Annotated in this window: 18 protein-coding genes; 2 read left to right on the forward strand and 16 right to left on the reverse strand. The window is 71.8% G+C overall.

The window, feature by feature from the left end; all coding sequences use genetic code 11:
• Positions 1–4: 4 nt before the first annotated feature.
• The 15 genes from AB0367_RS32495 to AB0367_RS32565 form a co-directional block, all read right to left on the reverse strand.
• Positions 5–3,391 carry an amino acid adenylation domain-containing protein gene (locus tag AB0367_RS32495; RefSeq protein ID WP_366230306.1) on the reverse strand — a complete coding sequence of 1,129 codons (3,387 nt, stop codon included), beginning with the start codon at positions 3,389–3,391 and terminating at the stop codon, positions 5–7.
• The gene (locus AB0367_RS32500; RefSeq protein WP_366230307.1) at positions 3,388–4,824 is read right to left on the reverse strand and encodes an MFS transporter; all 1,437 of its coding nucleotides are present in this window, start codon (positions 4,822–4,824) and stop codon (positions 3,388–3,390) included. Before AB0367_RS32500 ends, AB0367_RS32495 begins: the two co-directional genes overlap by 4 nt.
• A 9-nt stretch (positions 4,825–4,833) precedes the next feature.
• Entirely contained in the window at positions 4,834–5,535 is a 702-nt protein-coding gene (locus AB0367_RS32505; protein ID WP_366230308.1) for a response regulator transcription factor, read from the reverse strand.
• Positions 5,536–5,861: 326 nt separating this feature from the next.
• Positions 5,862–7,031: a crosslink repair DNA glycosylase YcaQ family protein gene (locus AB0367_RS32510; protein WP_366230309.1), complete on the reverse strand. Its 1,170-nt coding sequence runs from the start codon at positions 7,029–7,031 to the stop codon at positions 5,862–5,864.
• 17 nt (positions 7,032–7,048) lie between these two features.
• Positions 7,049–7,840, reverse strand: coding sequence for a thioesterase domain-containing protein (locus AB0367_RS32515; protein WP_366230310.1), 792 nt, complete (start codon positions 7,838–7,840; stop codon positions 7,049–7,051).
• On the reverse strand, positions 7,837–10,974 hold the full coding sequence (locus AB0367_RS32520) for an amino acid adenylation domain-containing protein (protein ID WP_366230311.1): 3,138 nt from the start codon (positions 10,972–10,974) through the stop codon (positions 7,837–7,839). Before AB0367_RS32520 ends, AB0367_RS32515 begins: the two co-directional genes overlap by 4 nt.
• A 9-nt stretch (positions 10,975–10,983) precedes the next feature.
• Positions 10,984–11,715, reverse strand: a complete 732-nt coding sequence (locus AB0367_RS32525) for a hypothetical protein (RefSeq protein WP_366230312.1) — start codon at positions 11,713–11,715, stop codon at positions 10,984–10,986.
• Entirely contained in the window at positions 11,654–12,784 is a 1,131-nt protein-coding gene (locus AB0367_RS32530) for a hypothetical protein (RefSeq protein ID WP_366230313.1), read from the reverse strand. The genes AB0367_RS32525 and AB0367_RS32530 overlap by 62 nt, the downstream gene beginning before the upstream one ends.
• 24 nt (positions 12,785–12,808) lie before the next feature.
• Entirely contained in the window at positions 12,809–15,019 is a 2,211-nt protein-coding gene (gene epsC, locus AB0367_RS32535) for a serine O-acetyltransferase EpsC (protein ID WP_366230314.1), read from the reverse strand.
• Between the two features lie 10 nt (positions 15,020–15,029).
• Complete coding sequence (locus AB0367_RS32540) at positions 15,030–16,190, reverse strand: FAD-dependent oxidoreductase (protein ID WP_366230315.1); 1,161 nt, start codon at positions 16,188–16,190, stop codon at positions 15,030–15,032.
• Complete coding sequence (locus tag AB0367_RS32545) at positions 16,180–16,524, reverse strand: cupin domain-containing protein (RefSeq protein WP_366230316.1); 345 nt, start codon at positions 16,522–16,524, stop codon at positions 16,180–16,182. The genes AB0367_RS32540 and AB0367_RS32545 overlap by 11 nt, the downstream gene beginning before the upstream one ends.
• Position 16,525: 1 nt before the next feature.
• The gene (locus AB0367_RS32550) at positions 16,526–17,890 is read right to left on the reverse strand and encodes a diaminobutyrate--2-oxoglutarate transaminase family protein (RefSeq protein WP_366230317.1); all 1,365 of its coding nucleotides are present in this window, start codon (positions 17,888–17,890) and stop codon (positions 16,526–16,528) included.
• Complete coding sequence (locus AB0367_RS32555; RefSeq protein ID WP_366230318.1) at positions 17,887–19,185, reverse strand: SidA/IucD/PvdA family monooxygenase; 1,299 nt, start codon at positions 19,183–19,185, stop codon at positions 17,887–17,889. Before AB0367_RS32555 ends, AB0367_RS32550 begins: the two co-directional genes overlap by 4 nt.
• 133 nt (positions 19,186–19,318) lie before the next feature.
• Positions 19,319–19,990, reverse strand: coding sequence for a response regulator transcription factor (locus AB0367_RS32560; protein WP_366230319.1), 672 nt, complete (start codon positions 19,988–19,990; stop codon positions 19,319–19,321).
• Positions 19,987–21,216, reverse strand: a complete 1,230-nt coding sequence (locus tag AB0367_RS32565; protein ID WP_366230320.1) for a sensor histidine kinase — start codon at positions 21,214–21,216, stop codon at positions 19,987–19,989. Before AB0367_RS32565 ends, AB0367_RS32560 begins: the two co-directional genes overlap by 4 nt.
• A gap of 169 nt (positions 21,217–21,385) precedes the next feature.
• Between AB0367_RS32565 and AB0367_RS32570 the strand changes: the two genes are divergently transcribed.
• Both AB0367_RS32570 and AB0367_RS32575 read left to right on the forward strand, forming a co-directional pair.
• Complete coding sequence (locus AB0367_RS32570; RefSeq protein WP_366230321.1) at positions 21,386–22,120, forward strand: ABC transporter ATP-binding protein; 735 nt, start codon at positions 21,386–21,388, stop codon at positions 22,118–22,120.
• Positions 22,114–24,474 carry an ABC transporter permease gene (locus AB0367_RS32575; protein WP_366230322.1) on the forward strand — a complete coding sequence of 787 codons (2,361 nt, stop codon included), beginning with the start codon at positions 22,114–22,116 and terminating at the stop codon, positions 24,472–24,474. The genes AB0367_RS32570 and AB0367_RS32575 overlap by 7 nt, the downstream gene beginning before the upstream one ends.
• 83 nt (positions 24,475–24,557) lie before the next feature.
• Here AB0367_RS32575 and AB0367_RS32580 read toward each other — a convergent pair whose 3' ends face one another.
• Positions 24,558–25,064 (reverse strand): nuclear transport factor 2 family protein, encoded by a 507-nt coding sequence (locus tag AB0367_RS32580; RefSeq protein WP_366230323.1) that lies wholly within the window; start codon positions 25,062–25,064, stop codon positions 24,558–24,560.
• Positions 25,065–25,097 lie beyond the last annotated feature (33 nt).

Raw genomic sequence — 25,097 nt, forward strand, 5'->3', positions numbered from 1 at the left:
ATCGCTAGGTCAGCGCGGCGTGCTCGTGTGGTGTCTCATCGGGCCGGTGCGACCGCGTCCGGTAGCGGTCTCGGTCAATACGCTGGATCGGCGTGGCCCCGCCGCTGCTCGGCCGCTCCAGCAACCGGTCGAGCTGCGCGGCCAGCTGCTCCACTGTGGTCGCGACGAACAGCGTGTTCACCGGCACATCGACCTTGAGTGCCTCCCGGAGCCGGGCCACGACGCGCACCGCGAGCAGTGAGTGCCCGCCGAGGTCGAAGAAGTCGTCCCGGACATCGATCAGGTCCCGGTCGAACACCGCTCGCCAGGCCTGCACGACCGCCGCCTCGGTCGGGGTGCGCGCCGCGACAACGCCGGCTCGGGGCGCTGCCGGGCCGGGGGCCGGCAGCGCGCGCCGGTCGAGCTTGCCGGCCGTGGTGCGGGGCAGCTGTGGAAGCGCCACGAAGGCGCCCGGCACCAGATAGTGCGGCAGGACCGTGGCGAGCCGGCCACGCACAGCCGGCCAATCCGGCTCATCGCCGACCGGCACGCAGTACGCGACGAGTTGGCGGTCGCCAGGCCGGTCCTCGCGCACGATCACCGCGGCCTCACGGATTGCGGGGTGCGCGAGCAACGCCCGCTGCACCTCCGCCGGTTCGACGCGGTGGCCGCGCACCTTGAGCTGGTCGTCCTCTCGACCGAGGTACTCGAGCACGCCGTCGGCGCGCCAGCGCGCGACATCGCCGGTGCGGTACATGCGGGCACCGGCGGTCGGCGTGAACGGATCCGGCACGAACGCCGCGGCGGTGAGGCCGGGCCGGCCGAGATATCCCCGGCCCACCTGCGCGCCGCCGATGTAGAGCTCGCCGGACAGGCCCATCGGCTGGAGATGGCCGCTTGCGTCGAGGACGTAGACGCGGCTGCCGGTCGCCGGCCGGCCGATCGGCACGCCGTCGCCCGGGGCGCACTCCCATCGCGTGACGTCGATGGCGGTCTCGGTCGGACCGTAGTGGTTGACCAGCGGCGCGTCGAAGCGGTCCCGGTAGGCGCGCTGCAGTGGCTCGGTGAGCGCCTCACCGCCGGTCATCACCAGCCGCAGTGACGCGCAGCGCCCCAGCGCCGCCGGCTGCTCGACGAATCCCTCCAGCAACGACGGGACCACATGCAGCACCGTCACGCCCTCGGCATCGATGTGGCGCATCAGCGCCGCCGGGTCGCGATGGCTGTCCGGCGGTGCGAGCACGACGCAGGCTCCCGCGATCAGCGGCCACAGCAGCTCGCGGACCCAGTCGTCGAAGCTCGGCGGTGTGCGGGCCAGGACGCGATCCGACCCGTCAAGCCGGTATGTCTCCTGGACCCAGTTCAGGTGCGCGACGATGCCGCGATGGGTGTTCATCGCGGCCTTCGGGTGGCCGGTCGAGCCGGAAGTGAACAGCAGGTACGCGAGGTTCGCCGGGACCGTCGCGGCGTTCACCGGCGCCTCGGAGGCGGCGGCGATCCGGGCCGCGTCCAGATCGAGCCGGACGAGCTCGATCTGCCCGCCGTCGTCAAGATCGGCCGGTTGGGCATCCCCGCTGGTGACCACCAGACTCAATCGCGCGTCGCGGGCCAGCGCGGCGACCCTCTGCGGTGGGTGTTCTGGATCCAATGCCACCACCGCGCCTCCGGCGCAGAGAATGCCGACCAGCGCGATCACCTGCTCCGGCGAGCGGGGCAGGCACAGCCCGACCGCCGTCTCCGGCCCGACACCTCGCGAGCGCAGGTACCGCGCCAGTTGGTTGGCCCGCCGCATCAGCTCACGCATCCGCAGCTGCTGACCCTCATAGCGCACCGCCACGGCGTCCGGAGCTTGGGCCGCTCGGGCGGCGATCAGGTCGTGCACGCACTGTCCATCGTGGACGGGGGCCGGGGAATTGGGGGCGAGGACGCGTTCGCGTTCCGCCGCGTCGGCCAGGCCGATCGACGAAATACGCGCTGACGGATCGCCCAGGCCGAGGCGTAGGACCCGTTGCAGGTGGCGCGCCAGCCGCTCGATCGTGGCGGGTTCGAACAGGTCGGTGCGGTAGCCCAGGGTGGCCCGGATCTGGCCGGCGGAGTCGTCGATGTCGAGCATGAGGTCGAACTTCGCCTCGCCCGCGTCGACCCGCTCGACCGTCACCCGCAGCCCTGGCATCGCGACCACCAGGTCGTCGGTGCTGGCCACGTCGACCATCACCTGCAGATACGGGGTGTGGCCGGCGCCGCGATCCGGCCGTAGCCGCTGAACCAGGTGGTGCAGCGGCAACTCCTGGTGTGCCAGGGCGTCGAGCACGGTCGTGCGCACCCGCACCAGATGCTCGCAGAAGGTGGGATCGTCGGACAGGTCTGCCCGCAACACCACAGTGTTGAGGAACATGCCGACCACCGGCTCGCTCTGCCGCTGCGTCCGCCCTGCCACTGGTGTTCCCACCACGATGTCCTCTTGGCGGCAGTAGCGCGCCAGCACGACCTGGAACGCCGCGAGCACTGTCATGAACGTCGTGGTCCGCTGCTCCCGGGACGCGTCCCGGATGGCGGCGACCACGTCGTCGTCGAAGCGGAAACGGACCTCGGCGCCGTCGAAGGACTGCTCCGCCGGCCGCGGATGGTCGGTGGCGAGGTTCAGGTAGGACGGCGCCCCGTCCAGCCGGGCCAGCCAGAACCGCAGATCCCGCTCGTACTCCGGGGTGCCGAATCGTTGCTGCTGCCACGCGGCGTAGTCGCCGTACTGGATGTCGAGCTCGGCGAGTCGGGGCGGGCTCGCCTGCACACCGGCGCGGTAGAACTCCGCGAGCTCGCGCAGCACCACGCCGATCGACCAGCCGTCGGCAACGATGTGGTGCACGGTGAGGATGAGGACGTGGTCGTCGGTCGCCACCCGCACCAGCGCCGCCCGGAGCAGCGGGCCGGTCGCGAGATCGAACGGTTCCCGGGCGATCCGGCGCAGTGTCTGCGCCAGCTCCGCCTCGCGGTCGGCTCCGGGCGGCGCGGTCAGGTCGAGCACGTCCAGGCCGACGCGCCGGGCGGGGCCGACGAGCTGGGTCACGACGCCGTCGACCTCGCGGATCGTGGTACGCAACGACTCATGGCGGGCGACCAGCGCGGTGAGCGAATCGCGCAACGCGGCCACGTCGAGCGCGCCGCGCAGTCGCAGGGCGGCGGGCAGGTTGTAGGCGGCGGTCGGCCCTGTCGCCACGTCGATGAACCACAACCCCTGCTGCAACGAGCTTGCCGGCGCGGAGGCACCTTCGGCCCGCCGAGGGATGACCGGCCCCGAACGGCCACCGCCTCCGCGAAGGCGACGGAGAAGCTCGAGTCGCTGCGCGGAGGCGGTGGATGCGGAGTCAGCGGTCACGGCCTCGATTGTAGGTAGGACGCTACCGCATCGAATCATTCCGTTTGTTGAGCCACCGTCAACACATCACGGATCGGCGCATCCACGCCGCGCTCGTCGGCGCTGGTCTCGGCGCTGGTCTCGGCGCCGACCGGCGGCTGGTTTCGCTGCTGCGACGGGCCTTCCGGCGAGCGGCGCAACCACCGCCGCACCGGGGCGAACGCGGCCTCCGAACCCAGCAGGACCGGTGCGAGCAAGATGGCCAGCACGCCGGTCAGGCTTCCCGCGGCGAGCATGCCCTCAACCGGAAGCACCGCGAGCAACAGCGCCGCCAGGGCGAAGCCGATGCCGTTGGCGGTGTCAATCAATGCGAATCCCTCAACCTGGCGATCCTTCGGGATGACCAGGCCAGCCGCGTACGAGCGCACCGTGTTGATCGGCGCGGTCCACACACCCAGCAGGAAGAAGCCAGCCACGATCGCCGGCCAGCCGGGCCCGAACGCGATCAGCGCGCAGCTGCCCACCATCAGCACGATCAGCCCGACCGCCTGCACGTTGTTGCTCAGCCGGATCCTGTTGCTCCACACCGCGTAGGCGATTCCGGAGACGGCGCTTGCGCCGGCGAGCACGGCGATCAGAACGGCCGCCACGGCGTTGTTGGCGCCCAGGTGCAGCGCCAGCGGCAGCGCGCCGGTTTCGGCCGTCCCGAGCAGGTGGCCGAACGCGATCGCCACCAGCACCCAGAACACGTACTCGCGGTTGCGCCACAGCGAGCGCCGCCGCTGCGCGCCGACCGGCCGCGCCGTCTCCAGGTCGGGCGTCGCCGCCTCGGGTATCGCCGCCGGCGACCCCTCCGGCCGCTGTCCCGCCGGCTCGGGCGGCTGCGCTACCGCCGCCGACCGGCCCGCACGACGGTCCCACAGCAGGATCGCGCCCACCGCGGAGAACACCGACATCAGGATGACCGGGGCCAGACCCCCGCCGAATGCGGCGACCGTAACGAGGAAGGGGGCGGCGACGATGACCAACTCCACCATCGAGGAGTCGATCGCGAGTGCCTTTGGCAGCATCTCCTCGGGCACCGTGCGGCCGAGCATGACCCGCACGATCCCGCCGGCGCCGGAACCGACGCACGAGAACACGGTGACGACGACAACCAGCAGCCAAGTCGGCGACTGCAGCGCGAACAGGCCGGCGAGCACCAGCCTTCCGAAAGCGCTGAGCAGCAGTGAACGCGGGGCCCAGCGGGCCACGCCCAAGCGGTCGATCACGCGCCCGGCGAACGGCGCCGAGAGCTCGCCGACGACCAGCATGACGGCGAGGACGATCGCTCCTAAACCGGGGCCGCCCATCAGGTGGACGCTGGCCAGCACGTACGCCATCGGTGCCATGAACGCCGGCAGCCGGATGAGCTGGGTCGCGAGCGACCAACGCCAGTAGCCGCCGTGGGTGAGTAGTCGACGCAATGGAACCTCTGCGGTGCTGGCCTTCATGCGTGCCTCCTATCCGGCCTGGCGAAGCCCATTTTCCCCGGCCTGGCGAAGTCCGGTCTGGAACCCGTACAGGACGGCCTCCGTGCGGCTACGAAGATTGAGCTTGGTGAGGATGTGATAGACGTGGCTGCGCACGGTCGTCTCCTGGATGCGCAGCTTGCGCGAGATCTCCGCGTTGGAGGCGCCGACGCCGAGCAGGGCGAGCACTTCCTGCTCGCGCTCACTGAGCTTGGCGGTCGGCACGTCGGGCTGGCGGGTCGGCTGGCTGAGCCGGTCGGCGAGCCAGTCGAGCAACTGGCGCGCCAGCACCGGCGAGAGGTACGCCTCGTTGCGGGCGACCGATCGGACGGCGTGCGACACATCGGCCGGCGCGGTCTGGCTCGCGACGAAGCCGCGAATGCCGGACTGGACAAAGGGAATGAAGGCCTCCTGGTCCGAGGCACGCAACATGACGACGAACTGACATCGCAGGCGGCTGGCCATGGCGGCCAGGTCAGTACGCTCGGGAAAGGGCTGAGCCACGCCCATGAGCACGACGTCGAACTCGTGCCGGACGGACTCATGCATCAGCTGGCTGCTCGTTTCGACTTCGCCGACGACTTCGACGTTCGCCTCGCGAAGGCTGGACTTGAGGCCCTCCCGGACCAGGGGTTCGCTCTCGCAGACTACGACCCGGACTGGGCGCACGGAGCGGTTAACGTTGTTCTGCATAGCCTCTGGCCTGCGACCCTAATCGATCCGTCTCCTTCGTTCGGGGCGGCTAAGTCAGACCGAGCGGGGTCGGGTTCGTTATCGAAGAGCCCACTGGCATGGCGTTCCTCCTGTGAAGATGATCAACGAGGCGTGAGTCTAGCGACGCGGGCGCCGGAACGATAGATGTCTTTATAATGGCCTTAAGGAAACGAGGCCTGTCGTTATAACTGGCTTAAGGATCCGGGCCGGTTGGCGGTCGCGGTAGTGAAGGGATGACGCAGGGCGACTGCGGCGAAGACGGTTGTGGTGGGAATGCCGCTACCCGCAAGGTGATCGGCATGTCTCTAGCCGAGGGCGCGGGTCAGCTGGCGGGCCAGTTGAGCCGGCTCGGCGCGCCCCACCGCGACGGCGGTGCACCCCACCCACTGCGCCGCCTCTTGAACGGCCTCGGCGAGCCGGCCCACTTGCTGCGCGCCCGCCGGCGGCTCGAGGGCTACCTGGTGCAGCACCAATGTGTTGCCCTCCCGCGCGGGGTCCACCCGACCGATGATGCGTTCCCCGGACAGCACCGGCATCGCGAAGTACCCGTTGACGCGCTCATGCTTCGGACGGTAGGCCTCGAGGAGGACGACGACGCCGAACAGCCGCCGCATCCGGTCGCGGGTCCAGATCAGCGAGTCGAACGGCGACAGCAGCGTGGTGCGCGGGCATGGCGGTGCCGCTTGCTCAAGCGAGGCGGCCTGCGTCCAGGCGACGTCGTCCCAGCCCTCGACCCGCACCGCGACCAGGTCGCTGCGCTGCAGCGCGCGATCGACCGCCCGCAGGCGCAGCCAGTAATAGTCGGCGATGTCATGCCGGGTCGCCACCCCCATCGCCCGGACGGCGGCGTGAACCAGATAGTCATGGCACGCGTCGTCGTCCGGATCGGCCCGCAGCACCTGCCCGGGCAGGACGCGGTGCGGCAGGTCGTAGACACGCTTGAAGCCCTGCCGCTGCGTGCAGACCGCCTCCCCGGTCCCCCACAGCCACTCGGCCAGCACCTTGACCCGCGATGGATTGAACCAGCCGGGTCCACCTTTCGCCCCGCCGAGATCGGTCACGGTCACCGGTCCATCGGCCAGCCGGGCGCGGACCTCGGCCAGTACCGGGTCGGCCTGCAACTGCGCGCTGGTCTTCGCCAGCTTCTCGCGCCGGCGGAACGCGAAGTACGGCCACGCGGCGGCGGGGAGCAGGCAGGCCGCGTGTGCCGGATACTCGAACGCGCCGGCCCGCCCGGTGCGCCAGTAGGCGTGCTCGACGCTGGCCCGCCCGACCGGACCGAGCCGGGCGTACCCGACAAGCTCGTGGGAGCGAGCGAGCACCGCGATCGTGTCGAGCTGCACCGCACCGACCGCATCCAACATTGACGTCGCGTCGGTGAGGCCGGCGAAGCCCTGGGCCCGAACCGCGAGCCGGGTCGCCTCGCTCGCGGACAGACTGGGCAGGCTCGCGCCCGCGAATCGATCGTTGCCCATCGGCACCGCCCTGACCGTCATTCGCCGGCCAGGGCGGTGCGGGCGGCCGCGCTCAACGCGTCCGCTACAGCGCCTACACTGGCCGGCTCCCACATCGAGTAGTGATCGCCGGGCACGACACGCTCCACAACCGGACCGCGGCACCACTCGTGCCACCCGGCCGTCGGCTCGGTCGAGGTGGCGCCGCGGATGAGCACCGCCGGCCCAGACCACACTCGGGCCCGGTAGGCCCGGTAGGCGCGCATGTTGGCCCGGAATACCGCGTAGCGCCGCTGCCGCACATCCGGTTCGAGGGCGTCGGCGGTGATGCCGTAGCCGGCCAGGTCGCGCGTGAAGGCCGCCGCGACCTCGTCCTCGTCGGGGCTGGCGAAGGTTCCTGGAACGGCGCCATCGACGAGGGCGAGCAACACTACGCGGGCACCCGCCGCCGTGAGCTGATGCGCCATCTCGAACGCGACCGTGCCGCCGAAGGACCAACCCGCCAGCAGATACGGCCCGTGTGGCCAGCGCCGCCGGATCGCGGTGAGGTAATGCGCCGCGAGTTGCTCGACACTGCCCGATGGTGGTGCCGAGCCGGACAGTCCCGGACCCTCGAAGCTCACCGCGGGCTGATCGGCCGGCAGCAGGGTGCGCAGGCCGAGGTAGGCGTACGGCGAGCCGGAGACGGCCGGCACGAGAAACAACGGCGGCTGGCCGCCGTCGGGCTTGACCACCACAGTGGTATCGGCGGCAACGGGCGACACTGGCGCGGCCGACTGGCGCAACTGCCGCAGCAGGCGCAGGCGATCAGGCGGGATACCGACCGTCACCACATGACCCGCGCGATCTCGGCGTCGTCCATCTGCTCGATGCGCTCAAGCAGTGCCAGCGGGTCCACCGGCGCCGCGTCCGGCGTGCCGCCGGGTGCCGGTCCGGTCGTTCCCGCCGGCGCCGGGCGCGCGCCGGAGAGCAACTCGCCGATGGCGGCGATGGTGCGCGCGGCGAGCACCTCCCGCGGGTGCAGCACCACACCGATCGACGCGCTGACGCGCTGGGCGAGGAGCACGACATCCAGTGACCGCAAGCCGGCATCGATCAGGTCGTCGTCGATGCCGACCGGCATCTGGTGCGCCCGGTGGGCCGCGAGCAACTCCGCCACGATGGTCGCGAGCAACGCCTGCACGGGCGTACTCGGGGCCCGGAACTCCTCGGCCGTCTGGGCGCCGCGCAGCAGCGCCCGCAGCGCCGCGCGGTCGATCTTGCCCACCGCGGTCAGCGGCAGCGCGTCGATCGGGGTGAAGTGCGCCGGAACCAGGTTGCCCGGGACGATACCGGCCACATGTGCGCGCAGCGCGGCGACATCGACGGTTCCCGCCGCCAGCACGACATGGGCGACCAGGCGCCGAGGCCCGGTCGGCGGGTCGACAAGGGTGACCGCCGCCTGACTCACGTCGGAATGGCTCGCGACGGCGGCCTCGATCTCCTCCAGCTCAACCCGAAGGCCGTTCAGTTTGACCTGGGTGTCGATGCGGCCGAGGAATCGGATCTGGCCGGTCGGCGTCCATTCGCACAGGTCACCAGAGCGGTACAGCCGTTGCCCCGAGTGCCACGGGTCGGGGACGAACCGCTCGGCGGTGAGTCCTGGCCGGTTGAGGTAGCCGCGGGCCAGGCCGGCCCCACCGATGAACAGCTCGCCCGGCACGCCTGCCGGACATGGCCGGCCGGCCGGGTCGAGGATGTAGGTGAGGCGGTTGGGCATCGGCCGGCCGATCGGTGGTTGCGCGGTCCAGGTCCGGTGTTCGCACTCGTATGCGGTGCAGCCGACAGTCGCCTCGGTGGGCCCGTAGCCGTTGATGAACCGCCGGCCGGGTGTGTTCCAGTGATTGACGAGCTCGGGTGTGCACACGTCGCCGCCCACGACCACGTAGCGCAGCTGCGGGCAGGCGCTGGCATCCACCGTGTTCAGGATGGCCGGCGGGCCGAACACACAGGTGATGCCCTCGCGAGCGATGAGCGCACCCAGCTCGGCCGGCGACGACCGGGTCCGGGGCGGCGCGATGACCAACGTGGCACCGCTGGTGAGCGCGGTGAAGATCTCTCCCTCGGCGAAGTCGAAGACGAGAGTCATGTGCTGCAACATCCGGTCGCCCGGCCCGAGGTCGAACAGCCAGCGCGGCCAGAGGACGAAGTTGGACAGCGATCCGTGTTCGATCAGCGCACCCTTCGGCTGCCCGGTGGAGCCGGAGGTGAAGAGCACATAGGCCAGCGCATGCTCGTCGGCGAGTTCGGCGAGCTGAAGATCTGTCGTGCTGGCCGCCTCAAGATCCGGCGATTCGGTGTCCATCGTCAGCGTGGCCCAGCCGGTCGATGCCGGCAGCCGATCCGCCAGGGCCGCGTGCGTGATCACGGCACGCGCGGCGGTGTCGGCCAGGATGAACTCGAGCCGCCGGGTCGGGTGCTGCGGGTCGAGCACGGCGAAGGCGCCACCGGCCCGCAGGACGCCGAGCATCGCGACGACCGCGTCAATGCCGGGATCGAGCAGGAGCGCGACGATGTCGTCGCGGCCGACGCCGAGCCGGCGAAGCCGCCGGGCCAGCGCCTGCGCCCGGCGGTCCAGCTCGCCGTAGGTCACCGTGACGTCGTCGCAGCGCAGTGCGATGGCATCCGGCCGGCGTCGGGCGTGCTCGCGGATCTGCACGTGCACCGGCTCCCGCGGATAGTCCACGGCCGGCCCCTGCCAGACGGCCATCAGTTGCGTCTGTTCGTCGTCGGTGAGCATCGCCAACTCGGACACGGCCGCGGTGGGGGATCCGGCCGCGGCGGCGGCGAGCACATCGATGTGCCCCAGCAGACGTTCGATGCGGCCGGTGTCGAAGACGTCGGCGTCAAACAGCGCGGACACAACGGTGTCCTCGCCCGCCGCCTCGAGGATCAGCTCGAGTTCGGCGCCCGCCACCGGGTGCCCCCGCCCGACGGTCTCGGCAATCCGGCCCGGCCACGGCCTGGCCGGCTGTTCGGCCGCGACGGTGGTGACAGCGACCCGCGCCGGCGGTTGCGGCAGGCTCGGCAACGCTCGGCGCAATGCGTCCAGCGTCGGCAGTGGATGCTCCGTGGCCGCGCGGCAGGCCGCCGTGACTCGGTTGACGGCTTCGGTGAACGTCGGGTTGTCGCCCAGCTGGAGTCGCAACAGCGACCCGGCCGCCGGGTGCGGCAGGGTGTGCGGTTCCGCCGCGTCGTGGCGGTAGCCGACGGTCACATCGGGCTGGCTGCCGTGGCGGGACAGGACAACGAGGGCGGCGGTGAGCACGTGCTCGGTGGCGCGCGAGCCGAGGCGCCGGCTGGTCCGCCCGGCAGCGCCGGACGGCTGGTCGGGCCGGGTCCGGTCGGTGGGCAACTCCAGTCTCGCCACGCCGGCCGCGGCCCGTGACCAGAAGGCCAGCCCGGCATCGGTGATCGGCGCTGCCGGCGCGGGTTCGCCTCGGCCCGGCCCGCCGGCGGCGAGGTCGAGCAGTTCGTCGCCGGCGAGGTCGGCGGAGTGCGGGTCGAGGCAGATCCGGTGGGTGGCCAGGCACAGGATGTACTCGTCTGACGCGCACCGGATCAGCCGGGCCCGCAGCAGCGCGCCTGACTCGAGGTCGAACGACGTGTGTCGTTCATTGTCGATGGCACGGACCATCGCGTCCTCGCGCTCGGCGGCGGGAAGGGCGGTCAGGTCGTCGACCGTGAGAGGCACCGCGGACGCGGGCATGACCTCGCGCCGTACGTCATCCGAAGTGGACACGAACCGGCTGCGGAAGCGGTCGTGCCGCTCGACGAAGGCGGCCAGCGCCGCTCGCAGTGCTACCGGATCGAGCGCGGCGCGCAGGCGCCGCACGCTGGTGACGGTGCCGGACCACGCCACGGGGGCGAAGTGGTGGCCGAGCCAGGCCTCGTACTGGGCCAGGGATAGCGGTTGCAGTTGCATGAATCCCCCTCAACCACTGATGCGGACGAGTAGCTCGGCATCATCGCCGTGATGGCTGATCTCCTCCGCGCCCGACGGAGTGCTGCTGGCCGGGAAGAAGCCCTCGAACAGGTCGACGTAGTCGGGGCAGAGCGCGCGCAGCACCGGAGCGATTTCCGCGCCGAGGCCGGCGGCGGCCTCCCTGGCCATGATCGCGGATGTGATGGTGGTGCGGGCCGCGTCCGGCAGGCCAGTGAGGACGGCCGTGAGACGGGAGTGCCGCATCGCCTCGCTGATCTCCTCCGGTACGTGGGCGTGCTCGCCCTCCCAGACGATGATTCGCACGCACAGGCCGGCCACGACCGGCTGGTCCGGCCACAGCACCAGGTCGTCTCCGAGGCTGCGGCGCTCGTCGGTGAGATCAAGTCGCCACAGCTTCGGGTCGGCACTGTCCACGCTCGGCGACACCGCCGGCGCGCGCCCGCTGAGATCCCAGCACCAGGCCAGGACGTGAATCCGCGCGGCCGGGTCCAGCACCCGGCGAAGCATGCCATGGCTGCTGGCCGGCAGGTTCAGCGCGGCCAGTTCGAGCCGCACCGGCGTGGCGGAGCGGACGAAGGTGACCGGCACCGGCTGCACCTGGCGGGTGAGTTCGCGCAGCGCGGCAAAGCTGCGTTCGCCGGTCGCACCGAAGTGGGTGCTAGCCGGACCGCTCGCTACGGCGCGGAAGGCGTCGAAGGAACCTTGGGAGAACAAGGGCATGGCGACCTCCGGATGCCGCGAACGCGATGACGAACAGGACCACAGCCAGCCAGGCTGGGTAGCCGGCGAATGGTAGGAGTGTGAGGTAGGCGGACGCCGCCAGCAGGGCACAGGCGCGTGCCCATCCCCGCCCGGCGTAGGCCCCGACGAGTGCCGCGGTGACGAACACCGCGAGCCCCATGGCGCCGGGAACGGACAGGACCGAGAAGACGGAGATCCGCTCCTGATGGATCAGCACCGCGCCGCCGGCCGCGACGAGCGCGCAGACGCTGGCGGCGACGACAGCGAGGGTGCGGCCCCGACCGGTCGCGGTCACGTCCACGCCGACGCGGTCGGCAACGGTGAGATCGGCGACCATGGCGACATTGCGCTGGCAGGCGACGGCGCAGACGATCGCCGCCAGCGCCGTGAGCGGTCGGCCAGCCGGGCCGAGGGCACCGCCGTACAGCAGCGTGGCCGCGCTCAGGTAGATGACGGCGACGGCGCCGGCGGCCGCGACCACGGCCCACACCGGGGGCGCCGCCAGGCGCAGCACGCTCTCCCAACCGACGACGGCGAACACGGCGATCACCGCCAGCTGCGGCCAGCCGAGCGCCGCCGCGCCGGCGGCGCTGAACGAAACGGTCGATCCGGCCAGGACGCAGGCGATGACCGCGGCGAAGCTGGCCGGCGACACCCATGCCGGCGCCCGCCAGCCGCCGGCCGTGGCGATGGCGGCGCCGGCCAGGATCACCAGCGTCGCCGGCAACTGGACCCAGGGCGCCGACGCGGCCGTCGCCACCAGGTGCCCGCCCACCGTGGCGACCACGGCTTGGCCGGCGGTGACGCCGACGATGTAGCACCAGCGCAGTGCGCGTTCCACCGGCGCGCCGAAGACCATACCGGCGACGGCCGCGACACCGCCGCTGCTCGCGCTCGCCAGCGGGCGCAGCGCGAACAGCAGCAGCAGACCGGCGGCACCGTGGTAGCACCACGCGATCAGCGCGGCCGGGCCCGCTGGCCGCAGCGTCGCCGGCAGGAACAGCCCGGCGACCCCGACCACCGCCGCGGCCAGCCGCAACACCGGCATCGGCGTGAGCCCAGTGCCCATCGATCAGCGGCCGGCGAAGATTGGCTGGTACGCGGCGGTCAGGGCGGTGCCGGCCGGGAGCAGCCGCTGCCCGGGCTCGGGCCACGGCGGTGCGCTTGCCGTCCGGCTCGGCTGAAGCTGCGACCAGACTCGTGCCGACCAGGTTGGAATGAGCGGTGCCGCAACTGCCGCGAGCACCGCCAGCAGTTCGGTGTGCGCGGCGAGTTGCTCGGGTGCCATGTCACCGTGCGACCGCGCCAGATCGCTGCTCGCCACGGCGACGGCGCTCTCGATTTCCTGCGCCGCCCGCCGCAACGAGAACGTCGCGGGTTCCAGGGCGTCGGCGACCCGGCCGGGCAGCCGTTCGATCAGCTCGCGCACCGCGCCGGGCCACTGCTGCGGTGTGGACTCGGGAATGCTGCCACCACCGGCGCGGACACCGTCGAAGAGCGTCGCCGCCCAGCCCTCGAGTTGGTCGCTGAGGAAGCGGGTGTAGCACTGCTCGTACTCGGCGCGGAAGAAGTTGGTGGGTTCGCGCTCCGGATTGGTGCGGCAGAGGTGGAAGCGAAGGGCGTCCGCGGGATTGGACCGCAGGAAGTCCGAGCCCCAGATCGCGTGGCCCCGGCTGGTGGAGAACTTCTCGCCCTCCAGATGGTAGAACTCGTTGCTGATGATGTGGCGGGGCTGGACCAGATCGCTGCCATCGAGCCCGTTCTCGGCCTCCAGGAGTGCGGGCCACAGCACGGCGTGGGAGAACCCGCAGTCAAAGCCGATGAAGTGAACCAGCGTGGTCTCCGGATCGTGCCACATGCTCCGCGCGAGGCCGGGATCGCCCAGGGCGACGCCGAGCCCTTCGGTGGCCGCCATGTAGCCGTAGATCCCGCTGTACCAGGTGTCCAGGACATGGCCTTCCCAACCGGCGAGCGGGACCGCGACGCCGTAGTCGTAGATCCGGCTGATCGGGGTGTCCGGCAGGCCGAGCTCGAGCAGTTCTTCGCAGAGCTTTTCAATCCGCGGCGACCAGGACCGCTTCTGGTAGAGGCCGCGCAGTGCGTCGGCGTGGCGGGACAGCACGAGCACGAGTCGCGACGAGGGCCGGCTGACCGGGGTCGCCGAGCAGCGGATGCAACGGGCGTTGCGGATGCCCTGGGGGTCCTGCGGGAATCCGCAGTCCTCGCAATACGTTCCGTCGCAGGCCAGCCCGCAGAACCGGCACTGCCCGCGCAGATCGGCCTCGTAGAGGTAGCGCTGGCAGGGTTCGCAGTACGGCGTCGCCATGACCCGCTCTTCGATCAGGCCGGCCTGGTAGAGCCGCAGGAAGTGCGCCTGCACCGTCTCGGCGTGGCGCGGTTCCCGGTGCGGGTGGGCATAGTAATCGGGCAGCATGTCGGCCAGCGCCAGGGTCTGCTCGATGCGCCGGGTGAACCGGTGCGCCGTCTGCTTCGCTCCAGTGCCCAACTCCGTGGCCCGGCGGGGCACGTAGCACGACTCGTCGTCGGTGTAGCTCACGTAGTGCGCGGTGACGCCTCGGGCGCACAGGTAGCGGCGGAGCACGTCGGCGCCGAGGAACGGTCCGCTGAGGTGGCCTAGGTGCAGGTCGCCGTTCGGGTTCGGTGGCGCGCAGGTGATGAGGACCTGTCCGCTCGTACGGGACATGTCAGGCAACCCTTCGGTCGACGCAACAGGGAGGTAGGCGGCAGTGGTGTGCCGGCGGCGGACCACGGCGCCGGCCGGGACAGTGGTCTGCGCGGGCAGATCGGTCAGCACGACGGCGTGCGCCCCGACCCGTGCTCCGTCGCCGATGCTCACCGGGCCGAGCACGCTGGCACGCGCGCCGAGCACGACGTTGTTGCCGACGGTGGGATGGCGCCGGGTGCCGCTGCCTGCCGACCGGTCCGCCGCCCAGCCGACCGAGCCGAGGGTCACGCCGTGGTAGAGCATGACGTCGTCGCCGACGACCGCGGTCTCACCGATGACGACCCCGCAGCCGTGGTCGATGAACAGCCGGCGTCCTACGCGCGCCCCAGGATGGATCTCGATGCCGCCGGAGACGAACCTACCGAATTGCCCGACCGCCCGAGCGAGCAGCCGGTGGCCGTGCCGGTACAGCCAGTGCCCTATGCGGTGCAGCCAGATGGCGTGCAGGTGCGGATAGAGCAGGACTTCCGCTCTGGATCTCGCCGCCGGATCCTTAGCCAGGACGACGTCGATGTCCTCCGCCAGCCGCCCGCGCACGGTACCCACCTCACATGTGCCGGTAGGCGACGGCGGGAGCGATCGCAGCTGCCCGCTCGAACCGATCCGGCCGATAGGGCTGTAACTCCTCGCGCGGGTGGTCCGCGTCGATCTCATCGGCGACCGCCGCGCCGACGGCGGGTGCCACCTTGAATCCACCGCCGCTGAATCCGGTACACACGTAGGCGCCGGTGAGGCCGGGCAGCGGACCGATGAGCGGGTGGTTGTCCGGGGTGTACGCCTCGATCGCGGCGGCCGCGGATTCGATGGGAGCCTCGCGCAGCGCGGGCAGGCGCTGGGCGACTGCGCGCTGGGCCCGGTCGATGCGGTCCTGCTGCGGCGCTGCGGTGTCCGGCCGCGCCGGATCGTGTGGTGCGGGCGGGTCCCAGTCGTCGAGCGGGACCCCGAAGAGCACGCGATCGGTTCCGTGCGGCCGGAAGTAGACGCCGAGGGTGTCGTCGATGATCACGTGTGCCGGCGGGGCGGCAACGGCGATCGCCCAGCCCACGCGGCGGGTCCGCAGGCGCAACTGAAGTCCGGCGGTGGCGCCGAGGGCGGCACTGTGAACACCGGCGGCGATGACCACCCGCGTGCTGTGGTGGATGCCCGCCGCGGTCCGCACTCCGGTCACCGTGGCGCCGTGCCGTAGCAGCCCGGTGACGGCGGCGGACCGTACCACCCGGGCGCCGAGACGGCCGGCGGCGGCCAGCAGCGCCTCGGTGGTTCGGGTCGGATGCGCGTAGCCACTGCGTGGTTCCACCGCCACCGTGCCGACGCCGTCGAGGCTCAGCTCGGGCGCGAGTATCCGGTAGCGCTGTGGCGACATCACGGTGGTCTCGACCCCGAGGTCGGTCAACGCGGCGGCGATGGTGGCCACGCCGGCGCGCCGGTCGGCGTCGGCGAGGAACGCGAAGCCGACCGCCGCGAAGCCGCAGTGGCCGCCGATCCGCTGCGCCCAGCGTTCATAGGTCGGCAGCGACAAGGCCGCGAGCCGGCAGTCGAACAGGTCGGCGTGGTGCATCCGGATCTGCCCGGCCGAGTGAACGGTCGCGCCAGCGGTACGATCAGCGGCGTCGAAGAGCGTCACGTCGACGCCGCGGCGAGCCAGGTGGTAGGCGATGCTGGCACCGATGACGCCGCCCCCTACGACCGTGACGTCACTAGCCGTCACTGCCGGCCCCCCACCACAGGGCGAGCATGCGAAACGGGGTGTCGGCGTCGTTGCGCAGCCGGTGCCGCTCGCCGACGGGAATCAGCACGCTGTCGCCGGGCCCGACCACGGTGGACTCCTGGCCGACAACGAGGGTGCCGGATCCCTCGATGACGAAGAAGATCTCGGTTTCCCCCACCGGATTGACGTGTTCGGTCATGGTCGTGTGCGGATCGAGGATGACCCACGCGCCGCCCTCGTAGGGCTCGTTGCCGAGCCGGGCGAGGCGCGCGGCACGCACGGCGTAGTCCGGTTCAGGCGTGATGTCTTCGTCGGTCCAGCTGTGGCGCAGCATGTCAGCTCCCGAGCTCGGCCAGTGACTCGTCCAGGATCGCGATGGCGGTGTCGACGACCGCACGGCTCACGTTGAGCGGTGGCAGCATCCGGATGACGCAGCCATGCTGGCCGCCGACCTCCACGATGAGCCCGCGGGCGAGCGCGGCGGCCTGGACCGCCGCGGCGAGCGTCCCGCTGGGTTGCCCGGTGGCCGGGTCGGCGATCTCGACACCGACCATCAGGCCGGTCCCCCGCACGTCCGCGATCGCGGCGTGCCGGGAGGCGAGGCCGCGCAGCTGCCGGAACATCCAGTCGCCCTGCTCGGCGACGTTGTCCAGGATGTTGTCACGGTGCATCACCCGAAGGGTGGCCACGCTGGCGGCGAAGGCCAGGTGATGACCGCGGAACGTGCCGATGTGGGTGCCGGGCGCCCAGGAATCCAGCCGCCGGTTGTAAAGGATCGCGGCGACCGGCAAACCGATCCCGCCCACCGCCTTCGACACGACCACCACGTCGGGTTCGATGTTGTAGCGCTGGAAGGCGAACCAGGTTCCGGTACGGCCGTATCCGGTCTGGATCTCATCGACGATCAGCGGGATGCCCAGTTCGGCGGCGGTCGCGGCGACCCGCTGGACGAACTCGGCCGTGGCCGGGATGACGCCGCCTTCGCCCTGCACGAGTTCAAGCAGGATCGCGGCTGGCCGCGGCACGCCACCGAAGTCGTTGCGCAGGGTGTTGTTCAGGTACGTGGCACAGTTGGTGTCGCAGCTCGACGGGGACAGCCCGAGTGGGCAGCGCCGGCAGTGCGAGTACGGCAGGAAGTGCGTGTCGGGCATCGAGGTGCCGACCTGGTTCTTCGGACCGACCAGCCCGCTGACGGACATGGCGCCGTGGGTCGAACCGTGGAAGCCACCCTGAAATGCGACGATGCCGGATCGTCCAGTGTGGACCTTGCAGAGCTTGATCGCCGCCTCGATGGCGTTCGCGCCGGTGGGCCCGCAAAAGTGGATCTTTGTCTGGGAGCGCATCGGCTCCGCCAGCAGCGACAGGTGGGCGTCGACGAACTCCTGGCGAATCGGGCTCGGCAGGTCCAGGCCGTGGACGTGCCGGCGCAGCTGCGCCTCGACCGCCTCGACCACCTCGGGGTGGGTGTGTCCCAGCGGCAGCGCACCCGCGCCGTTGAGAAAGTCGATGAAGACATTGCCGTCGACGTCGCGCAGGTAGGGACCGAAGGCCCGGTCAACGGCGATCGGCAGGCGCCGCGGATAGGTCCGGGCATTGGACTCCAGCCGCTCCTGCTCACGGAGCAGGTGGGCGGATCTCGGGCCCGGAATCGGCGTGTGTATCTCGAGCTGGACCTGCTCCGTCAGCGCGGGAACGGTCATGGCGCCTCCTCACCGCGCGTGTTGGCCAGCTGCTTGGCGATGCCGGTGGCGATCGTCGCGGAGCGCAGCGAGAGCAGGCTGAAGGAACCGGCGTCGCCGAGTCCGTGCGTCGTCTCGCACAGGCCGTTGAGGTAGATCGAGGGCAGCGAGCCGGCGTCGCTCGGCAGCAGCCGATAGTCCCGGTCGATCTGGGCGTGGCCGCTGGGAGCGCGGGCCACGTCACCGGCGACCTCGTCGAGGATGCCGGGCAGGAACTGCGGCCCGGCCGCGTCGGTGAGGTCGTGGTATCCGGTGGCCAGGATGACGACATCGGCGTCCACCGTGCTGGTCTCGCCGCGATGCACCTCGGTCAGCTCCAGCCGGACCGCGCCGGGGCTCACGTCGACCCCCGTGACGGCGGTGTTGCGGATCAGCCGGACCCGCTCGACACCGTCGAGCCGGTCGGCATACATCTGCACGTAGAGCGCGTTCAGCACGTCGGGGTCGGCGGCCGAGTAGTTGGTGTACCGAAGCTGGCGGTCCAGCTCGCGTCTGGCCGACTCGGTGGAGTCGTAGTAGTAGTCGGTGAACGCGGGAAAGTAGACCTCACCCGAGAACGGGCTGAGGTCCTTCTGCCGATGACCGAACTCCCGGATGATGTTCACGACCGTGGCCGCGGGCCAACGCCGGGACACGTCAAGGGCGAGTTCGACCGCGGACTGGCTCGCCCCGATGATGGCGACCGTGGGGCGTGGTCGCGCCGAGAACCGGTCCAGCCGGTGCAGGTAGAGCGACGAGTGGAAGACACGCGGGTCGGCCACGGCGGCGAAGGTCGCCGGGATCCGCGGCCGCCGACCCGGCGCGACCACCGCGGCCCGGGCCTGAACCCGCTCGCCGGTGGCGAACTCCACCTCGACGAACCGGCCGCCGTCACCGCCGGCGCGCACCGCTCGCACCTCGCTGCCGTAGGTGACCTGGTCCGCGAATTCGCCGGCCACCCAGGTGATGTAGTTGGCATAGTCCTTACGGAACGGGTACGGCAGGCCGAGGTTGAGATACTCGAACAGCTGCCCGCGCTCGAACAGGTAGTTGTAGAAGGTGTAACGGCTACGCGGGTTGCGAGGCAGGGCCAGGTCGCGAGCCGCGTTGTGCTGGATGTCTGAGCCGCCGAGGAGCATGCCCGACTGCCAGCTCGGGCCGGAGTTGCGCTCAAAGAAGTGCGCACTCAGGCCAAGTTCGAGCTCCTCGAATGCGACGGCCAAGGCGATATTGCCAGGGCCGAAGCCGATGCCAACGACATCCAGATCCGGGGGCATCGTGCACCGTCCTCTTGCCGCACCTTCCCGACATCGATCAGGCTAGGCACCGCCCATCCGACCGTCGTCGCACCCGAGTTGGTCGCCACATCAACACATTGCGGATGACGAACGTTCGCTGTGGACGCCTGCCTCAGGCTGAGTCCCTGCTGGCGGTGATGAGCCCGGTCTCGTAGGCGACGATCACCAACTGCGCCCGGTCCCGTACCCGAAGCTTGTTCAGGAGGCGTCCGACATGGGTCTTCACGGTCGCCAGGCTGAGCCGCAGCCGCTCGGCGATCTCCGCGTTGGACAGGCCCCGGGCGACGAGCGTGAGGATCTCGCGCTCGCGTTCGGTGACGCCGTCGAGCCTCCGGGCCACCGTCTGTGGCATCTCCGGGCGGCGGGCGAACTCGCCGATGAGCCGCCGGGTGACGCTCGGGGCGAGCATCGCCTCGCCGGCGGCCACCAGGCGGATGCCCGCCAGCAGGTCCGGTGGCGGCGTGTCCTTGAGCAGGTATCCGCTGGCGCCGGCCCGCAGCGCGCCGTACACGTACTCGTCCATGTCGAACGTCGTCAGGATCAGCACCCGCGTCGCGGCGGTCGCCGGGTCGCCGCAGATCAGCCGGGTCGCCTCGATGCCGTCCATCCCGGGCATCCGGACGTCCATGAGCACGACGTCCGGGCGGTGCTCCGCCGTGAGCGCGACCGTCTCGGCGCCGGTGCCGGCCTCGGCGACCGTGGTGCAATCGGGCGTCAGGTCCACCAGCAGCCGGAAGCTGCCACGCAGCAGCGCCTGGTCGTCGGCGATGAGCACGCGGATCACGCGGCGGCCTGCCCGGCGCCGTGCGGACCGCCCGGCGCGGCCACCGTGTCCCCGCCGGAGTGCGGTGCTGGCGGCAGCGGCAGCAGCGCCGTCACCACGAACCCGCCGCCGGGTCGCGGCCCAGCGGCGAAGGTGCCGCCGTGCAGGCCCACCCGCTCGCGCATGCCGATCAGCCCGTGCCCCGCGCCGCCCGTGCGGACCGGCCGGCGCCCGTCGTCGGTCACCTCGACATGCACCGTGCCGGCGCCTACGGCCACGGTGGCGCGGCAGGTGGCGGGTGCCGCGTGCTTCACCACGTTCGTCAGGGCCTCCTGCACGATCCGGTACACCGACAGACCCATCGCCTCCGGCACGGCCGCCGCGGAAGGACCGTCGGCTCGCACGTCGAGGTGGACCTCGACCCCGCCGGCCGACGCAGCGGCGGTCAGGGCCGGCAGATCGTCCAGGCCGGGCGGCGGCGCGTAGGGCGTGTCGTCGCGCAGCATCCCCAGCAGATGCCGGATCTCGCCCAGTGCCTCGCGGCTGGTCCTGTCGATGACCCGCAGCGCGTCGAGGGTCTCCTGCGGCCGCTGCTCAGCGACGTGGACGGCGACGGACGCCTTCACCGCGATGAGGCTCAACGTGTGCCCGACGACGTCGTGCAGCTCGCGGGCGACCCGCACGCGTTCCTCGGTGGCGGCCTGCCGGACGAGCTGGTCGCTGTGCCAGGCCGCATACGCGCGCCGCTCCCGCACGATCCACCCGATCAGCCATCCCGGCGTGATCATCGCGGCGCTGAACACCACCGCGCCGATCCCGCTCCACAGCTGGTCGGCGGCGATGATCAGCGCCGCGGACATCGCGGCGAGGCAGCCGATCGCCGTGACGATCGAGCGTCGCTGCGGGACCAGCAGCCCGACGGTGTACGACACGAGGGAGACGGTGAACGCCGGAGCGGCGGCCGCGTAGTCCGGGATGACACCGGTCGCCAATGCCACGGCGGAGACACCGGTGACGACCACCGCGACGCCGGCCGGCCACCTTCTGCGGACCGCCACCGGCAACCCGATCAGCACACCCGTGAGGCACGAGACCCACAGCGGCTCCCGGACCCCACCGTCCATCGGCGACTCGAGCGCGGCGTAGCCGCACAGCAGCACGGCGGCGACCATTCCGACGAACACGTCCAGCAGGAAGGCGTCGACCGGGCGCATCCTGCGAGTCAGCAGGCGGTGGGGCACGTTCACCCGTTCGACGGTAGCCGCCCGCGCGCATGGTCGCGTCAGCCTCCGGCGTGTCATCCCCGAGGATGACACGCCGAGGGCGGACTGGCGCCGCGTACGGCTTGCGGACGACGCGAAAGTGCATGCCCCGGCCCGATGTGCCGGGCGCCGCCACCGGGCACCGTTGCAGGACATGACGACACACGCAGTGGTACTGCAGAACGTGCGAGCGGTCTACGGCAGCGGTCCCCGGCAGGTCACCGCGCTCGACGGGGTGAGCGTGGGATTCCAGCAGGGCACGTTCACCGCGGTGATGGGCCCGTCCGGCTCCGGGAAATCGACGCTGTTGCACTGCGCGGCCGGGCTGGACCGCCCCGCCGAAGGCAGCGTCACCATCGACGGCACGGCCGTCGGCAACCTCGGCGAGGACGCGCTCACCCGGCTGCGGCGTGACCGCGTGGGCTTCGTGTTCCAGGCGTTCAACCTGGTGTCGGCGCTCACCGCCCAGCAGAACGTCGAGCTGCCGCTACGCCTCGCCGGCCGGCGTCCGGAGCCGGCGGACACCGTCGCCGCCCTGCACGCGGTCGGGCTGGCCGACCGGGCCCGGCACCGGCCCAGCGAACTGTCCGGCGGCGAGCAGCAGCGGGTCGCGCTCGCCCGGGCCCTGATCAGCCGCCCGGCAGTGGTCTTCGCCGACGAGCCGACCGGCGCGCTGGACAGCACCACCTCCCGCCACGTACTGACGCTGCTGCGCGAGCTTGTCGGCAAGCACCGCCAGACGGTGGTGATGGTGACACACGACCCGGTCGCCGCGGCCTATGCCGACTGGGTGCTGTTCCTCGCGGACGGCCGCATCGTGGACGACCTGACCGGCGTCACCGCCGAGTCGATCGCCGCGCGCACCGCGCTGCTGGAGTCGGCATGCTGACCGTCCGGCGCCTCGCCGGCGCGTTCGTCGCCGTCGCGATCGGCGTCACCATCGTGGCACTCAGCACCCTGCTCCTCGCGTCGGGCCGGCCGCACGTGCCGGACCGGCTGGCCGCGGCGGCGGTCGTGGTGCAGAGCCCGATCGCGCGCACTCCGGCGGATCCATTCCCACCGACCCGGCCGTGGTCCTCACAGACCGCCGACGAACTCGTCCGGCGGCTCGCGGCGGTACCCGGCGTGGCCTCGGCCGTGGCGGACCGCTCGTTCTACGCCCAGGTCCTCGTCGGCGGCCGGCCGGACCACCGGACTCGTCAGGGCCACGGCTGGTCCAGCGCGCTGCTGGGCGCGCTGCGGCTGTCCGCCGGCGCCCCGCCCCAGCGCCCCGGAGAGGTGGTCGTCGGCCGGACGCTCGGCCTGGCACCCGGCGCATCGGTGACGGTGCTCACCGCGACCGGCCCGGCGACCTACACGGTCACCGGCGTCGTGGACGAGCCCGCGATCTACGTCGCGGATGCGACCGCGGCGACGCTCGGCCCGGGCGTGCATGCCGTCGGGCTCGTCCTCGCGCCCGGCGCCGACCCGGACGAGGTCGCCGCGGCGGCCCGCGGGATCGTCGGCGCCGACGGGCAGGTGTACACCGGGGACGGCCGCAGCGCGCTGGAGCCGCGCGACGAGGCGCAGACCCGCTGGGTCGGCATGCAGGTGCTCACCGGCACCGCGGCGCTTGCCGGGTTCGTCACCGTCTTCGTCGTGGCCTCGACGTTCGCGTACACCGTCACGCAGCGCCGCCGCGAGTTCGGCCTGCTGCGCACGATCGGTGCCAGCCCCCGGCAGATCAAGCGGATGCTGTACGCCGAGGCGCTCGTCGTCGGCACGACCGGCGCACTGGTGGGCCTGGCGCTCGGCACGGTGTTCGCGCCGGCCGTGGGCGACGTGCTGATCGACGTCGGGTTCGAGCCGGCCACCTACACAGTGCGCTACACCCTGTGGCCCGCGGCCGTCTCCTTCGCCGTCGGCCCGGTCGTCGCGCTGCTCGGCGTCTGGGGGGCCTCGTGGCGGGCGTCGCGGGTGCCGCCGCTCGAAGCGCTGCGCGAGGCGGCCGTGGAGCAGCGCCCGATGGGCCGGCTGCGCTGGATCGCCGGGGTGCTCCTCGTGGCCCTGGGGCTCGCCCTGGCCATCGGCACCGCCACGTCGGACCGTGCCGAGGACGGCGCCAACTTCGCCCTGTACAGCGCGATGTCCCTGGTCCTCGGCGCGACCGTCCTCGCGCCCGCCTTCGTACCGCTGGTCGTGCGGGCGGTGACGTGGCCGGCGCTGCGATCCCGCGGCGCGGTCGCGCTGCTGGTCCGCGAAGGAGCACTGACCGCCGCCCGGCGCACCGCCTCGACGGCCGCGCCGGTCCTGCTCACCGTGGCGTTCGCGGTGCTCGTCTCGGGCCTGGTGCGGACCACCACCGAGGCGTACGCCGCCGGTCGTGCCGCCGCGGTCCGGGCCGGCTCGGTCGTCGCGCCGGACGGCACGCCCGGGCTCACCGACGCCGCCGTCGCCGCGGTACCCGGCGCCGCGCTACTGCCGACGGCGGTCTTCGCGGGCGACCGGCCATTGACCGCCCTCGGTGTCGACCCGGCCGCGTTCGCGGCGGTGAACCGGCGGCTCGAGGTCGTGTCGGGATCGATCGGCGACCTGCGGGGCGACGCGACCGTGGTCGTCACCGAGTCGGTGGTCGCCGCGTCGGCCGGCGGCGCGGCGCTCACGGTGCGGTTCGCGGACGGGGAGCAGGTGCCGCTGCGCGTCGTCGCCGTCGTGACCGACGACTCGCTGCCGGGTGATCTGCTGCTGTCCCGGCCGGTGGTCCGGCAGCACGATCCGTCGGCGCTCACCTCCGCCGTTTACCTGAGCGGCCCGGTCGAGCTGCCGCCCAACTCGGGCGCCCGGGTGCTCGACGTCGCGACGTACGCCGCGGAGGCCGATCAGGAAGAGGACCGCCTCGTGTGGATCTTCACGCTCCTGCTCATCGGGGTGTCCGCCGGCTACGGCGCGATCGCCGTGGCCAACACCCTGCTCATGGCCGCCGCGGCGCGGAAGCCGGACCTGCGGGTGCTCCGGCTGGCCGGCGCGACCCGGCGACAGATCGCCCGGGTCGTGGCGGCCGAGTCCGCCGTGGTGGTGCTGATCGGTTCGGTGCTCGGTGGCGCGGTCGCGTTCGTCGCGTTGCTGAGCATCCGGCAGGGGCTGAGCGCCCAGGCCGGCGCACCCGTCGACCTCGTGGTGCCCTGGTCCGTGATCGGCGCGGTGGTGGGCCTGTGCCTGCTGCTGGCGACCACGGCGAGCGTGCTGCCCGCCCTGCGTCGCTGACGCCCGTCCCGACCGCGTTGCTCATGCGCTTGCGGCGTCCGGCAGCTCCGCGCGCTCGCCGGCCTGCGCGGTGCCCAGCCCCCTCACGGTGTGAACAGCCGGCTCCGAAGCTGGTAGACGTAGTCGTCCGGGCCCCGCCGCCCGGCCGGGCCGGGACCCTCGCGGGGCATGAACAGGTTGGCGTCCGAGCGCGTCCACTCGCGCGACGCGTACCGCTCGAGGATCCGCCACTCGTCGTCCCGCCGCTCCACGAGGTCGACGTAGCGGAACCCGCTGGTGAAGTTCAGGCGCGGGCTGTCGGACGGCGCGCCCCAGTGCACGGCCATGCCGTAAGTCTCCGACAGTGCCCGGGACCCCGCGAACTCCACGAGATGGTTCGCGACCAGGTGCATGGTCCCGTCGAAGCGGCGCAGCTTCGGCTCCACCCAGGCGATGTACTCCTCGATGGGCCCGTCGAAGCCGGTGTGATGGTCGAGCGCCCCGTCGTGGTAGCAGGACCGGACCAGGTCCATGTCGAGTCGGTCGATGCCCCTGCAGTACCGGCACACCAAATCCCGGATGGCAGCCCGGTCGGAATCCCTGTTCGTCATCGAACCTCCCTCGGCATCGACTGTTCGGTGTGG

Origin of the sequence: Dactylosporangium sp. NPDC051484 (genome assembly GCF_040689395.1) — a bacterium.
GTDB lineage: Bacteria > Actinomycetota > Actinomycetes > Mycobacteriales > Micromonosporaceae > Dactylosporangium.